At 73.7% G+C, this 13,008-nt stretch carries 10 protein-coding genes; 4 read left to right on the top strand and 6 right to left on the bottom strand.

The window, feature by feature from the left end; genetic code table 11:
* Positions 1-106 precede the first annotated feature (106 nt).
* Positions 107-904, bottom strand: coding sequence for a molybdate ABC transporter substrate-binding protein (gene modA / locus OG309_RS29950; protein WP_329425529.1), 798 nt, complete (start codon positions 902-904; stop codon positions 107-109).
* A 351-nt stretch (positions 905-1,255) separates the two neighbouring features.
* Here modA and OG309_RS29955 point away from each other — a divergent pair, with 351 nt between their 5' ends.
* Positions 1,256-2,869 (top strand): PucR family transcriptional regulator, encoded by a 1,614-nt coding sequence (locus tag OG309_RS29955; RefSeq protein WP_329425530.1) that lies wholly within the window; start codon positions 1,256-1,258, stop codon positions 2,867-2,869.
* Positions 2,870-2,892: 23 nt separating this feature from the next.
* On the opposite strand, the gene OG309_RS29960 is transcribed toward OG309_RS29955, so the two are convergent.
* The gene (locus OG309_RS29960; RefSeq protein ID WP_329425532.1) at positions 2,893-3,291 is read right to left on the bottom strand and encodes a TOBE domain-containing protein; all 399 of its coding nucleotides are present in this window, start codon (positions 3,289-3,291) and stop codon (positions 2,893-2,895) included.
* 92 nt (positions 3,292-3,383) lie between these two features.
* Between OG309_RS29960 and OG309_RS29965 the strand changes: the two genes are divergently transcribed.
* Positions 3,384-4,223 carry a bestrophin-like domain gene (locus tag OG309_RS29965; protein ID WP_329425534.1) on the top strand — a complete coding sequence of 280 codons (840 nt, stop codon included), beginning with the start codon at positions 3,384-3,386 and terminating at the stop codon, positions 4,221-4,223.
* 40 nt (positions 4,224-4,263) lie between these two features.
* Here OG309_RS29965 and OG309_RS29970 read toward each other — a convergent pair whose 3' ends face one another.
* The 4 genes from OG309_RS29970 to OG309_RS29985 all read right to left on the bottom strand — a co-directional run bounded on the left by OG309_RS29970 (position 4,264) and on the right by OG309_RS29985 (position 8,869).
* Positions 4,264-5,595 carry an MFS transporter gene (locus tag OG309_RS29970; RefSeq protein ID WP_329425536.1) on the bottom strand — a complete coding sequence of 444 codons (1,332 nt, stop codon included), beginning with the start codon at positions 5,593-5,595 and terminating at the stop codon, positions 4,264-4,266.
* 50 nt (positions 5,596-5,645) lie between these two features.
* A complete protein-coding gene (locus tag OG309_RS29975) occupies positions 5,646-7,019 on the bottom strand; it encodes a GH1 family beta-glucosidase (protein ID WP_329425538.1) in 1,374 nt (457 codons plus the stop codon).
* Positions 7,020-7,178: 159 nt separating this feature from the next.
* Positions 7,179-7,823 carry a TetR/AcrR family transcriptional regulator gene (locus tag OG309_RS29980; protein WP_329425539.1) on the bottom strand — a complete coding sequence of 215 codons (645 nt, stop codon included), beginning with the start codon at positions 7,821-7,823 and terminating at the stop codon, positions 7,179-7,181.
* Positions 7,823-8,869, bottom strand: coding sequence for a LacI family DNA-binding transcriptional regulator (locus OG309_RS29985; protein ID WP_329425541.1), 1,047 nt, complete (start codon positions 8,867-8,869; stop codon positions 7,823-7,825). The genes OG309_RS29980 and OG309_RS29985 overlap by 1 nt, the downstream gene beginning before the upstream one ends.
* Positions 8,870-9,123: 254 nt before the next feature.
* Here OG309_RS29985 and OG309_RS29990 point away from each other — a divergent pair, with 254 nt between their 5' ends.
* Complete coding sequence (locus OG309_RS29990) at positions 9,124-11,466, top strand: RICIN domain-containing protein (RefSeq protein ID WP_329425543.1); 2,343 nt, start codon at positions 9,124-9,126, stop codon at positions 11,464-11,466.
* Between the two features lie 205 nt (positions 11,467-11,671).
* The gene (locus tag OG309_RS29995; protein WP_329425545.1) at positions 11,672-12,979 is read left to right on the top strand and encodes an NAD(P)/FAD-dependent oxidoreductase; all 1,308 of its coding nucleotides are present in this window, start codon (positions 11,672-11,674) and stop codon (positions 12,977-12,979) included.
* The last annotated feature ends 29 nt before the right edge of the window (positions 12,980-13,008 follow it).

Consider the following 13,008-nt stretch of genomic DNA (forward strand, 5'->3'; position numbering starts at 1 on the left):
AGGGCAGGCCCCTGCGCGCCGAACACCGCGGACGGCGCGCAGGGGCCTTCCCGACCGGTGCTCCCCGCGCGGCGAGAGCCACTCCAGCGCGCGGGACCGGTGGCCGTCACGGCTTCTGGAAGCCGGCGTCCTGGAGGATCTTCTGGGCCTCGGGGGTGCTGAGCCAGGCGACGAAGGCGGCGGCGGCCTCGGCGTTCCCGGAGCCCTTGAGCGTGGCCGCGGGGTACTCGGCGACGGCGTTCTGGGCGTCGGGGATCTCGACGGCGTCGACCTTGTCCTTGGCGCTCTCGGCGTCGGTCTTGTAGACGAGTCCGGCGTCGGCCTCGCCCAGCTCGACCTTGCTGAGGACGGCGCGGACGTTCGGCTCCTGCGAGACCGGCTTCACGGTGATCCTCTGGGCGTCGAGGATCTTCTTGCTGTACTTCCCGGCGGGGACCTCGGGGGCGGCCAGGACGACCTTGAGCCCGGGGTCGGCGAGGTCCCTGAGCTCGTCGACCTTGTGCGGGTTTCCCTCGCCGGTGGCGATGACGAGCCGGTTCCTGGCGATCACGGTCGGGGTGCCGGTGTCGTTCTTCGCCTTGGCCATGGACTTGGTGTCGGCGGTGACGAGGGCGTCGGCGGGCGCACCCTGGGCGACCTGGGCGACGAGCTCCTGGGAGCCCGCGAAGGAGAAGGTGATCCTGGTGCCGGGGTGGGACTTCTCGTAGGCGGCGCCGGCGGTCTTGAAGACGTCGGTGAGCGAGGCGGCGGCCAGGACGGTGAGCTTGGTGTCGGCGGTGGCGGACCCGCCGGTGGCCTTGCCCTTGGCGCCGTCGGTGTCGCTGGAGCAGGCCGCGAGCGGTACGAGCAGCGCGGCGGTGATGACGGCGGCGGCGGTACGGCGTCCGGTGAGCGTGCGGGACATGAGGCTGAACTCCTTCGGGACGGAGGGAAGTACTGCATGAGGGCTCAGGCGTCAGGTGCGGCCGACTTCCACTCCCGGCAGGACTGCATGTGCGACACGGTAGGGCTGTTCTGCTCTCATCTGCAACAAGACTGGAGGACTCTCCATCGCGAATGAGAGGAAGCTCGGAGGAACGGCCAACAGGCGCCTTGGGGTTTCCCGGAAACTCCGGAGCCGGCCGTCGGGCCCAGTGCGTTCGGACGAGAGGCGTTTTCGCGGCCTGGCATGGCATCTACGATGGATCGTCTCGTATTCACCTTGCGCATGTGAGGTGGGAGACGCGTGCATTCACCAGGGGGCAAGGAGTTCCGCATGCAGGTCGACCATCTTCTCCGCCTCGACCGTCTCGACCTCTCCCTGGTCTGGGGGGACCGGGCCCTGCTCGGCCAGGAGGTCGGCGGCGTCACGGCCACGGACCTGGAGGACCCGGCACGGTTCCTGGAGACCGGGGAGATCGTGCTCAGCGGACTGGTCTGGTGGAGCCGGGAGGACGACCCGGCCAAGGCCGACCGCTTCGTGTCGGCGCTCAGCGGGGCGGGCGCGGTGGCCCTGCTGGCCGGGGAGGAGACCCACGGTGGGGTGCCGGAAGAGGTCGTCGACGCCTGCCGCCGCCATCGCGTCGCCCTGCTCGCCGTACCCGCGCACACCAGCTTCCGGGCGGTCACCGAGGCCGTCTACCTGCGCCAGTGGGGCGAGCTGAGCCGCCGCCCCACCGACCTGTACGCCCTGCCGGAGAGCGTCCGCGCCGACCTCGACCGCGCCCTCGAACACGACGTCCCGGTGGCCGAGTTGACGGATCGGGCCTTCGCCCACCTCGGCACCCCCGACTGCCACCTGCTCACCGGCAGCGGCCGTACGGTCGCCCGGACCGGCGGCGCCGTCCCGCTGCCGCCCCGGCGGGCCGCGGAGCTCCTGCGCGCCGCGCGGGGCACCACCGTCCGGGTCGAGGGAGACGACGACACCGCCTTCGACGCCTGGCACCTGTACCTGCCCGAGGAGGGGCAGGTCCCGCCCCGGGTCCTCCAGGAGATCGCCGAACTCCTCGGCCGCCACCGGCGCCGCGAGGACCGCCGGCGGGCGACGCGCGCGACGGCCTCGGCCGAGCTCATGGCCGCGGTGGGCGCCGCGTACCCCGACGCGCACCGGGTGCGGGGCGCGCTCGCCGCCTGCGGCCTGGGCGACGGACGCGCCTACACGGTGGTCGTGGCGAGCGCGGAGCCGGGCGGGGGGCCCGACGGGGGCCCGGGCCGGGGGCGGGACGGGAACGAGGGCAGGGACGGGGCAGGGGGAGCCCGGAAGGCCGCTGCCCCCGAGGCCGCCGCCGCCCTCGCGGAGGCGCTGAACCACCTCCCCTCCGCCGCCTTCGCCTCCGTCGTCGGCAAGCGCCCCGGCGGCGAGGCCATGGCGGTCCTCGCCCACGACGCGGACGCCGCGGCGGAGCTGCGGGCGGTGCTCGGTGAGGCGTGGCCGCTGGTGCACGCCTGCCGGCCCGGGACCGCCCTGCACGCCGGGTTCGGCGAGCCCGTCACCGGCCCGGCCGAGCTGAACGCGGCGCTCGCGCAGGCCCGTTACGCGCTGGCCGCGGCCCGCGCCGCCGCGCCCTCGGCGCAGTGCGTCGCCGGTCTCGACGACCTGCGGGGCCTGGACTCCCTGGTGGCCGGCATCCCCGCCGCCGTACGCGAGGTGTACCGCACGACGGTCCTCGGCCCGCTCCTCGGACCCGGCCGGGCGTCGCACGCGACGCTCCTGAAGACCCTGGAGGTCTTCCTCGCGCACAACTGTTCCTGGGCCAGGACCGCCGAGGCCCTGCACCTGCACGTGAACACGGTCCACTACCGCATCGAGCGCGTCGAGGCCCTCACCGGACGCGACCTGTCCCGGCTCGACCACAAACTCGACCTGCGCGCCGCCCTGTTGTGCCGCTGAGACGGCGCGGGAGGCCGGCCGCGTCAGGGCAGGTCGACGTGGACGCTGGTCGACTTCACCCGCGCGGTGACCGTCACCCCGACGGCGAGACCCAGCTCCTCCACCGCCTCCCGCGTCACCAGCGACACGAGCCGGTGCGGACCGGACTGCACCTCGACCTGCGCGGCCACGTCGTCGACCCGTACCGCCGTCACGATCCCCACGAACGCGTTCCGCACCGACGTCGGCACGTCGTCCTCGGGCACCGCGTGCGGTCCGGCCCCCCGCTCCACGGCGAAGCGGGCCAGGTCCGCGCCCTCGACGACCCGGGCGCCCGCGCCGTCCCGTGCGACGCGGAGCCGCCCGCCGTCCGCCCAGCGGCGCACGGTCTCCGCACTCACGCCGAGCAGCCTCGCGGCCTGTCCCATGCTGTACGAAGGCACTGCGGCACCCCCCTCACTCGATGGTGTGGAAAGCGGCCCCGGGGCCCTTGTGGGCGTCTTTGGCCGATGATCGAAGCCTAGACTTCCCGCACATGTCGCTCTGGCTGCTCAATCATTTCAGCACCTTCACCCTGACCGTGGTCACCGTCGGCGGGACCGTCCTCCTGGCCGTCGCGGGCAGCGTGCTGGCCCGCCGCAGGTACCCCTCGCTGGCCGAGGGCGAGCACAACGACATGGTGGGCGTGACGCTGGGGATGTTCGGCGCGATCTACGGGATCATCCTCGCCTTCGTCATCGTCACGCTCTGGACGCAGCTGGACAACACGCAGACCATCGTGGCCACCGAGGCCACCGACGTCGCGCTCATCGCCCGGGACGCCGCCGCCTTCCCCGCCCCGGTCCGCGCCGACGTCGACGCCGCGCTCAGCGGCTACGTCCACGCGGTCGTGGAGGACCAGTGGCCCCGGATGCGTGCGGGGGAGCCGAGTTACGGCGCCACGGGCGAGAAGCTGCAGACCGTCTTCGACGCGCTCCAGGCGTACGAGCCGAAGACCGCCCGCGAGGAGGTCTTCTACGAGGAGGCCGTCGGCCGCCTCAACGACGTCGCCGGGCAGCGCCGGGCCCGCCTGACCATGGCCGAGCAGGAACTCCCCCCGCTGCTCCAGGTCCTGGCCTTCGGCGGCGCGATCGTCCTCATCCCCCTCACCTTCCTGTACGGCATGCGCCGTCTGCGCATCCAGCTGCTCTTCGTCTCCGCCGTGGCCGGTCTCGTCGGCTTCAGCCTGCTGCTGGTCTTCGTCCTCGACCGCCCCTTCGCCGGCGAGCTCAGCGTGAGCCCGGCACCGTACAAGGAGGGAGCGCTCGCCCCGTACTGGAGCCGGCCCGCCGTGGGGGACCCGGCCGCCCGGGCCGGTGGCCGGGGCAGCCCGTAGCCGGCGACGGCCGCGCGGATCACCTCGGCCGTCACCCCCGTCAGGCCACCCCGCGGATCCGGGTGACGAGGACGCCGCCGAGGAGGATGACCAGGGCCGCGGCGACGTACAGGCCCGTGTAGCCGCCGAGATGGGCGATGACCGGCGCGGCGAGCGCCGGCGCGAGGACCTGGGGGCCCGAGTTGGCGATGTTGATGACGCCGAGGTCCTTGGCGCGGTCGGCGGCCCGGGGCAGCACCTGCGTCACCAGGGCCTGGTCGACGGCGAGGTAGATCCCGTACCCGGCGCCGAGGACGGCCGCGGCCACCAGGGCGGACGACCAGGTGTGGAGCAGGGCGAGCAGCAGTGCGGCGGCGGTCATGACGACGGAGCACAGCACGACGAAGGCCTTGCGGCGCCCGACACGGTCGGAGAAGGCGCCGACGGGGATGGCGGTGGCCGCGGCGCTGAGCGTGTAGACCCCGGTGAGGATCAGCACGCCGGTGCCCGGATCGCCGTAGTGGACGGCGTCGGCGAGGAAGTAGAACAGGTAGAGGGTGCCGAGGGCGTTGCCGAGGTTGATCAGGAAGCGGCTCAGCCAGGCCCACCCGAAGTCCGGGTGCCGCCGGGGGCTGACCCAGAAGGACCTCGCGAACGCGCGGGCGTCGAAGGCGGGGCGCAGCTCCCGGGGCAGCGCCGGTTCGCCGTGGCGCAGCACGAACGGCAGGGCGAGGGCCACGGTCAGCACCGCGAGGGTGACGTAGCCCGACCCGACTCCGGTGACGAGCAGGGCGGTGATCAGCGCGCCGAGGACGAGGCCGATGGACTGCATGAGGCCGGTCCAGCCGGACACCTGCGCGCGCTGGGCGAGCGGCACGCGGTCGGCGATCGGGGTGGTGACCCCGGCCAGCATCGCGTTCAGGCCCGCCTGCGCCAGGCACCAGCCCACGGCGACCCCGGCGACCGTGTGCTGACCGGCGGTGAACACGAGCCCCGCCGCCCCGGCGAGCGCGCCGCCCAGCGTCCAGGGGCGGCGGCGGCCGAACCGGCTCGTGGTGCGGTCCGACCAGGCGCCGGCGATCGGGTTGGCGAGGACGGCGACGAGGGCGCCGAGCCCGGTCACGAGCGAGAGCGCGGTGTTCTTGTCCTGCGGGTCGATGCGCTCCAGCTGGAGCGGCAGCAGGATCTGGATCGGGGTCATGAAGGCCATGAAGACGGCGAGGGTGGCCAAGGACAGGCCCACCGTCCACCCGGCCCCGACGGGGACGGTGGGTTCCCCGAAGAGCGCGGAGCCGCCGTCCCCGGCCCCCGCGTCCCGCCCTGCCTCCGGGCCCGCGTCCGCTGCCTCGTCCCGCCCTGCTCGCGGGCCCGCTTCCGCTGTCGCGTCCCTCATGCCTCCGGGGCCTCTCGGGCCCCCCGCGTCGGCCATCCCGGCTCCTCCGCTCATGCGCGTTGGGCGGCTATCAGGGCGCGGTACCACTCGAAACTCGCGCGCGGCGTGCGGAGTTGGGTGGCGAAGTCGACCTCGACCAGGCCGAAGCGCTGGTGGTAGCCCTCGGCCCACTCGAAGTTGTCGAGCAGGGACCAGGTGAAGTAGCCGCGCACGTCGACCCCCTGGTCCATGGCCCCGGCGATCGCGGCGAGGTGTCCGGCGAGGTAGTCGACGCGCGCCCGGTCGTCCGTCCCGGCCGGCTGCGAGCAGCCGTTCTCGGTGATCCACACCGGGGGCAGGGCCTCGCCGTAGCGGGCCTTCAGACCGGTGAGCAGCTCGGTGAGCCCGTCGGGGACGACCGGCCAGCCGAACGAGGTCCGCTCGTACGCCTCCTCGGGCTCGGCCAGGTCGAAGGGCAGCCCGAGCGACGGGTCCACGGGGGCGGTGATCCAGCTCGGGTTGTAGTAGTTGACGCCGAGGCCGTCGAGCGGGGCGGCGATCGTGGCGAGATCGCCGTCGCGCACCAGGCCGCCCCAGGCCGGGTCGGGCATGCCGTACGCCGAGAGGTCGGGGTAGGTGCCGCGCAGGACCGGGTCGTTGAAGAGGCGGTTGTGCAGGTTGTCGTAGGCCTCGACGGCCGCGGCGTCCGCGTCCGAGCGGGCGTCGGAACGCAGCCGGACCGGGGTGCAGTTGTTGGCGACGAGCACCTGCGCGTCCGGGACGGCGGCCCGCAGCGCGGCGGTCGCGAGACCGTGGCCGAGGAGCTGGTGGTGGGCGACGGGCAGGGCGTCGAGCATGAGGGTGCGGCCGGGGGCGTGCACGCCGAAGGCGTAGCCGAACGACATGTGCACGAAGGGCTCGTTGAGGGTGATCCACCGCTTGACCCGGTCGCCGAGCCGCTCCGCGACGACGGCCGCGTACGCGCCGAAGTGGTGGGCCGTGTCCCGGTTCAGCCAGCCGCCCTCGTCCTCCAGGGCCTGGGGCAGGTCCCAGTGGAACAGGGTCGGGGTGGGCTCGATCCCGGCGTCGAGCAGGGCGTCGACCAGCCGGTCGTAGAAGTCGAGACCGCGCGGCTCCACCTTTCCCGCGCCGGCCGGCAGGATCCGCGGCCAGGAGAGCGAGAAGCGGTACGCGTCGAGGCCGAGCCGGCGCATCAGCGCGACGTCCTCCCCGAACCGGTGGTAGTGGTCGCAGGCCACCTCGCCGGAGTGCCCGTCGCGGACCGCGCCGGGGCGGCGCACGAACGTGTCCCAGATCGAGGCGCCCTTGCCGTCCTCGTCCGCCGCACCCTCGATCTGGTAGGCGGCGGTCGACGCCCCCCACACGAAGTCCGCCGGGAACGAGGGGAGTCGGGTGGGGTCGGTGGAGCTCGGAGTCACGGGCACCTGCCTTCGTCGCACTGATGCGGAGTCGCACGTTCGGGGCCGCAGGGTGCACGGCGGGCCGCAACATAACATGAACCCTTGTTCATGTTCTATGGATGTGCGCGCGACGAGGAGACGGACCGCCTCGGGGCGGCCCCCCTCGGGACCGGGCGGCCCTCCTCAGGGCCGGGCGGCCTCCGACAGGCGTCCGCGCAGGTCCGCCCAGTAGACGTTCAGCATCCGCTTCAGCTCGTCCACGGTCTCGCGGTCCGGCTCGCCGTCGCCCTTGAACACCTCGTGCAGCACGGCGTTGGCCGCCCACACCACCATGCGGGTCGCGCGCCGCGCCGGCTCCCCGCCGGGGCCTCCGGTCAGGTGCTCCACGATGCGCTGGAGCCCCGCGGCGACCAGCGTGTTGCTCGCCTCGTCCGCCCGTGCGAGCTCGGGGCTGAGGTGCCGTCCGGCCCAGAGGGCCATGCCGCCCGGCTGGGCGCGGAAGAGGTCGGCGTAGACGTCGACCATCGTGCCGACCAGGTCCGTCAGCTCGTCCGCCAGCGCCCGCTCGACGAGGTCGTCGATCGCCCGCTCGAACCCCTCCAGGTAGCGCCGCCCGAGCGCGTCCACGACGGCGCTCTTGTCGGAGTAGAACTGGTAGATGCTGCCGACCGGTGCGCCCGACTCCTCGGCGATCCGGCGCATGGTCAGGGCCTCGTACCCCTCCTGGGAGAGGATCCGGTCGGCCGCGGCGAGGATGGCCTCGACCCGCGCCCGGCTGCGTGCCTGCCGCGGCTGTCTGCGCAGGCCCGGCTCCGATGGTTCCGTCATCACGTGCTTCCGGTCGTCCGATGGGGCGGCGGCGCCGTGCTCGCGCGCACGACGAGGCGGGGTTCGATGGAGCGCGGCTCGGGGAGCGAGCCGGGGGCGGCGATGCGGCGCAGGAGATGGGTGACCGCCTGGGCGCCGATCTCCTCGAAGGGCTGGGCGACGGTGGTCAGCGACGGCGAGCAGTACGCGGCGAGTTCGATGTCGTCGAAGCCGATCACGGAGACGTCGCCGGGCACCCGCCGGCCGGCCTCGTGCAGGGCGCGGACCACGCCGAAGGCCATCTCGTCGCTGGCCACGAACACGGCCGTGACGTCGGGGATCCGCGCGAGCACGAGGCCGTTGCGGTAGCCCGAGGCGGGCGTCCAGTCGCCTTCGAGCGGCGGCGGTACGGAGCGTCCCGCGGCCTCCAGGGCGGACCGCCAGCCGTCCCGGCGCAGGCCCGCCTCCAGCCACTCGTCGGGACCCGCGATGTGCCAGACCGTCTCGTGTCCGAGGTCCAGCAGGTGCCGGGTGGCCATCCGGGCGGCCTCGGCCTGGTCGAGGGCGACCACGGCGGTGGCGTCGGTGCGCGAGCCGTCGGTGGTGAGGGTGGGGGTGCCGCGGGTGAGCTGCTCGATCCGGGGGCTGCTGTGGATCAGCGGCACCGAGAGGATGATCCCCTCGACGCCCTGCTCGGCCAGCCGGGACAGCGCGTTCTCGATGGCGAAGGTGTCGAGCGAGGTCGTGGTGGCGGTGCTGACGGCGTAGCCCGCCGCGTGGGCCGCGTTCTCGATGCCCGACGTGACGGCTGCCCTGGAGTAGAAGTTGGTCTGCAGCGTCACCACGCCGAGGGTGCGGCTGCGCCCCGAGGAGAGCGCGCGGGCGGCGTTGTTGCGCCGGTAGCCGAGCTGCTCGACGGCGGCCAGCACCTTCGCGCGGGTCCGCTCCTGCACGTTCGGGTGCCCGGCGAGCGCGCGCGAGACGGTCTGCGCCGAGACCCCGGCGACCCGGGCCACGTCCGCCATCCCCGGTTGGCGCGCGCCTTCCACCGTGCTCCGTCTGCCCATCGTTCCCCTCCCGCCGTCCGCCGCCGATGGTAGCGCCCCGCGGTTTGGGCACCCAGGCTTGGCGCCGACGGTTGGCATCGATAACAGTCTCTGCCATAGTTTCGGCCATCGCCGGGAGCCTTAACGGCCTTGTGCAGCAATGCTGTTGTCGAGCAGCGCGACCGATACGCTCCAGTCCTTTGGCATCGATAACATCCCGGCTTCAGCACCGCGAGTCGCGTCACCGACCTGACCTCTTCACCCGAGGAGTACTCGTGAAAGCTCCGCGCAGCAGACTGGTGAGCGTGCTCGCCACGGCGGCCCTGGCCGTCGCCGGCGGCGGCTCGCTCGCGGCGGCGCCGGCCGCCTCGGCGGTCCCCCCGGCCTCGTCAGCCCCTTCAGTCGGTTCAGCCCCTTCAGCCGCCTCGGCCCCGGGTGCCCAGGCGGCGGCCCCGGCGGTCCCGTCGGGGCCGGCCGGCCCCTCGGCGGCCACGTACACCGTCACCGTCGGCGCGAAGGGCTCGTGGACCCGCCCGGACGACACCCCGGCGAGCCCGTACCTCGACAAGGACGGCACCTTCTACTACCAGCAGGCCCACGCGCTCTACGGCGCGAACGAGGGGCGCAGCTGGACCTTCTACACCGGCACCGACTTCGACACCGCCAACCGCTCCGGCGCCCTCAGTGACGCGGTCAACCCCGCCAACGCCAACGACCGCAACAACGACACCACATGGCGCTGCAACAACAGCCCCACCGGCGTCGAGTCCACCCAGGCCCCCGCCGGCAGCGGCTACGCCCACCGCAACTACTGCGACCTCACCGGCCTGTGGGTCGACCCCGACACCGGCGACTGGTACGGGCTCGTGCACAACGAGTTCACCCCGCAGCCCTTCGGCGACGGCATCCACTACGACGGCATCGACTACGCCGTCTCCAAGGACCAGGGGAAGACCTGGACCGTGAAGGACCACGTCATCACCTCGCCGTACAGCACCAGGCGCGGCGACACCACGGCCTTCCCGCAGCAGACCTACCACTACGGCACCGGTGACCCGCGGCTCTTCGTCGACACCGCGTCCGGCTACTTCTACGTCTTCTACGGCTCCCGGATCGTGGACAAGGGCGGCAGCTGGCGCGCCTTCTACGGGCACGTCGCCCGGGCGCCCATCGCCGGCAAGATGGCGCCGGACTCCTGGAAGAAGTGGTACGGCGGCGCCTGGACCGAGGCCGGCGTGGGCGGGCGCGAGAGCACCATGGTCCCGGTCGGCGCGGGCAGCACCACCGGATACGTGCCGACGGACAAGGAGTACGCGCCGTCCACCAGCGGCACGGTCGGCCAGCAGATCGCCGCGGGCCGGACGCCCGCCACCTCCCCGCTGTTCGTCATGGACATCACCTACAACGCGTACCTCGGGCTCTACGTCGGCGAGCCGCAGGCCGTCGACCAGAGCGGCAACGCCCCGCAGGAGCTGTACGCCACCGACGACCTGACCACCCAGAAGTGGTTCCGGCTCGGCGACACCGGCGGGTACAGGACCGCGTCCTGGTACCGCTGGTTCCTCGACAGCGGCAGCAGGACCGGCTCGGGGACCGTCGGCAAGGACTTCCGCGCGTACTGCTCCTTCGGCTGCTCCGGCGGCGCGAGCAGCGAGTACGTCAACCTGAGCATCGGTACGAGCGCGCCCGCCGCCCCCGTCGACACCACCAGGACGTACAGGATCGGCAGCGCCGCCGGGCGGGTCCTCGCCCAGGTCCAGGGCGGCTCCGCCACCACCTCGGTGGCCGCCGCCACGGGCTCCGCGCTCGAGTCGTGGACCTTCGCCGCGAAGGGCGACGGCTCCTACCGCATCGCCAACGCCTCCACCGGGCAGCTCCTCGGCGTCCCCGCCACCGCTCCGACGGGCCGCGCCTGGGGCACCAGGCCCACGGTCACCCCGGCCGGCCCCGGCGGCTCCACCACCGGGCAGGAGTGGTTCGTCATCCGTGGCGCGGGCGCCGCGGACAACGCCCCCACCGGCACGTACAAGCTCGTCAACCGCTACAGCGGGCTCGTCCTCGGCCTGTCCGGCGCCGCCGGCCGCACCGCCGAGACCACACCCGTCCGCGCCTGGACCGACACCACCGGCGGCCCGGTCGGCGGCGGCCGCACGGCCGGCGAGCAGACCCTGACGCTCGCCGCCACCGGCGACGTCCCGGGCGGCGGCTCCCTCGACGGGGTCCACACCCTCACCACCGGCGGCAAGGCCCTCGACGACCCGGACCACAGCACCGCGAACGGCACCCAGCTCATCACCTGGACCGCGAACGGCGGCGCCAACCAGAAGTGGACCTTCACCCGCCGGACCGACGGGAGTTACGAGCTGAGGAACGGGCACTCCGGCAAGTGCGCCGACGTCGAGAGCGGATCCGCCGGCGCGGGCGCCAAGGTCATCCAGTGGACCTGCCACGGCGGCCCCAACCAGGGCTGGACCGCCACCCGCCTCGCCAACGGCGCGTACACGCTCGCCTCGGTCGGCAGCGGACTGCTCCTGACCACGGCGACCACGGCCGACGGCTCGCCGGTCACGCAGCAGGCGGACGGCGGGAGTGCGCGCCAGCAGTGGACGATCGGCTGAGGCGATGACGCGCGGCGCGTCGACCGCCGGGGGCACGGGGCGCACCCCCGGGGCCCGCGGTGATCGGCGCGCCGCGCGCGCCCGCCCCGCCCCCGTCACCCCCCCGACTCCCCGCCCCCTCCCTATAGTTGGGCATGTGCCTGACAGTCGTGGCACTGTGCCACTCCCATGAACGGCACCACACCCCGAAGGGAGCGATCAGCGCATGACCAGCCCTGAGAGCGCGGGACACGCCTACGACGTCGTCATCAGCGGAGCCAGCCTCGCCGGAAGCGCCGCCGCCATCCTGCTCGCCCGCCGCGGCGCCCGCGTCGCCCTGCTGGAGCGCCGCTCGGACCCCGCGGCGTACAAGGTGCTCTGCACCCACTCCATCACCGCCAACGCCTTCCCCGTCCTGGACGAGATCGGTCTTGTCCCCGCCCTGGAGAAGGCCGGAGCCGTCCGCAACGAGGCGCGCTGGTACACCCGTTGGGGATGGATCGAGCCCCGGGCCGCACCCGGCGGGCCCGAGCTGCCGTACGCGTACAACGTCCGGCGCAGCGTCCTCGACCCGATGATCCGGGCCCGGGCGGCCGAGACCCCCGGTGTCGACCTGCTCCTCGGGCACCAGGTGACCGGGCTGCTGCGGGAGGACGGGCGCACCGCGGGGGTGCGCGCGTCGACCCCCGACGGCGAGCGCGAGATCCGGGCCCGTCTGGTGGTCGGCGCCGACGGCAAGGACTCGGCCGTGGCGAAGTTCGCCGGGATACCCGCCCGGCAGCACGAGAACGGCCGGTTCGGCTACCTCGCGCACTTCCGCAACCTGCCGCTGGAGGGCGGGATAGGCCAGACGTGGTTCCTCGAGCCCGACATGGCGTACGCCTTCCCGAACGACGACGGGGTGACCGTCCTCGCCGTCCTGCCGGACAAGAAGCGGATGTCGGCCTTCCGGGAGGACCTGGAGGGCAGCTTCCTCTCCTTCGTCCGCGCCCTGCCCGAGGCGCCGCCGATCGACTCCGCCGAGCGCGTCTCGAAGATCATCGGCACCGTGAACTACCCGCTGCACAGCCGCAGGCCGGCCGCGCCGGGCGTCGCGCTCATCGGCGACGCCGCGCTGACCGGCGACCCCCTGTGGGGCGTGGGCTGCGGGTGGGCCCTGCAGTCCGCGCGCTGGCTGACGGACGCGATCGCTCCGGCCGTGGCGGGCGCGGGTGCGGCCGGAGCGGGTGCGGGCCCGGGCGGGGGTTCCCCCGACGCCCTCGACAAGGCCCTGGAGGCCTACGCCCGAGGACACCAGCGGCGGCTCCGCGGCCACCAGCAGATCGCCGCCGACTTCGCCACGTCCCGGCCGTTCAACCCCGTGGAGCGCCTGGTCTTCTCGGCGGCGGCCCGCGACGAGGCGATGGCCCGGCACATGTACCTGTTCGCCTCCCGCCTGATCGGCCCGCTGCGCTTCCTGAACCCCGCGATCGTGGCGAAGGCCGCCGCGATCAACCTCAGGCACCGGCGGGCGGTCGCGCGGGCGGCGGCATGACACCCGCCGCCCGTCGCCCGCCGCCCGCG

The sequence above is a fragment of the Streptomyces sp. NBC_01268 genome (genome assembly GCF_036240795.1).
Taxonomy (GTDB): domain Bacteria; phylum Actinomycetota; class Actinomycetes; order Streptomycetales; family Streptomycetaceae; genus Streptomyces.

Excerpts from the sequence above, each read along its gene's own strand:
- modA (WP_329425529.1), bottom strand. The coding sequence starts at position 904 with ATGTCCCGCACGCTCACCGGACGCCGTACCGCCGCCGCCGTCATCACC.
- OG309_RS29955 (WP_329425530.1), top strand. The coding sequence starts at position 1,256 with ATGCAGGTCGACCATCTTCTCCGCCTCGACCGTCTCGACCTCTCCCTG.
- OG309_RS29965 (WP_329425534.1), top strand. The coding sequence starts at position 3,384 with ATGTCGCTCTGGCTGCTCAATCATTTCAGCACCTTCACCCTGACCGTG.
- OG309_RS29970 (WP_329425536.1), bottom strand. The coding sequence starts at position 5,595 with ATGAGGGACGCGACAGCGGAAGCGGGCCCGCGAGCAGGGCGGGACGAG.
- OG309_RS29980 (WP_329425539.1), bottom strand. The coding sequence starts at position 7,823 with ATGACGGAACCATCGGAGCCGGGCCTGCGCAGACAGCCGCGGCAGGCA.
- OG309_RS29985 (WP_329425541.1), bottom strand. The coding sequence starts at position 8,869 with ATGGGCAGACGGAGCACGGTGGAAGGCGCGCGCCAACCGGGGATGGCG.
- OG309_RS29995 (WP_329425545.1), top strand. The coding sequence starts at position 11,672 with ATGACCAGCCCTGAGAGCGCGGGACACGCCTACGACGTCGTCATCAGC.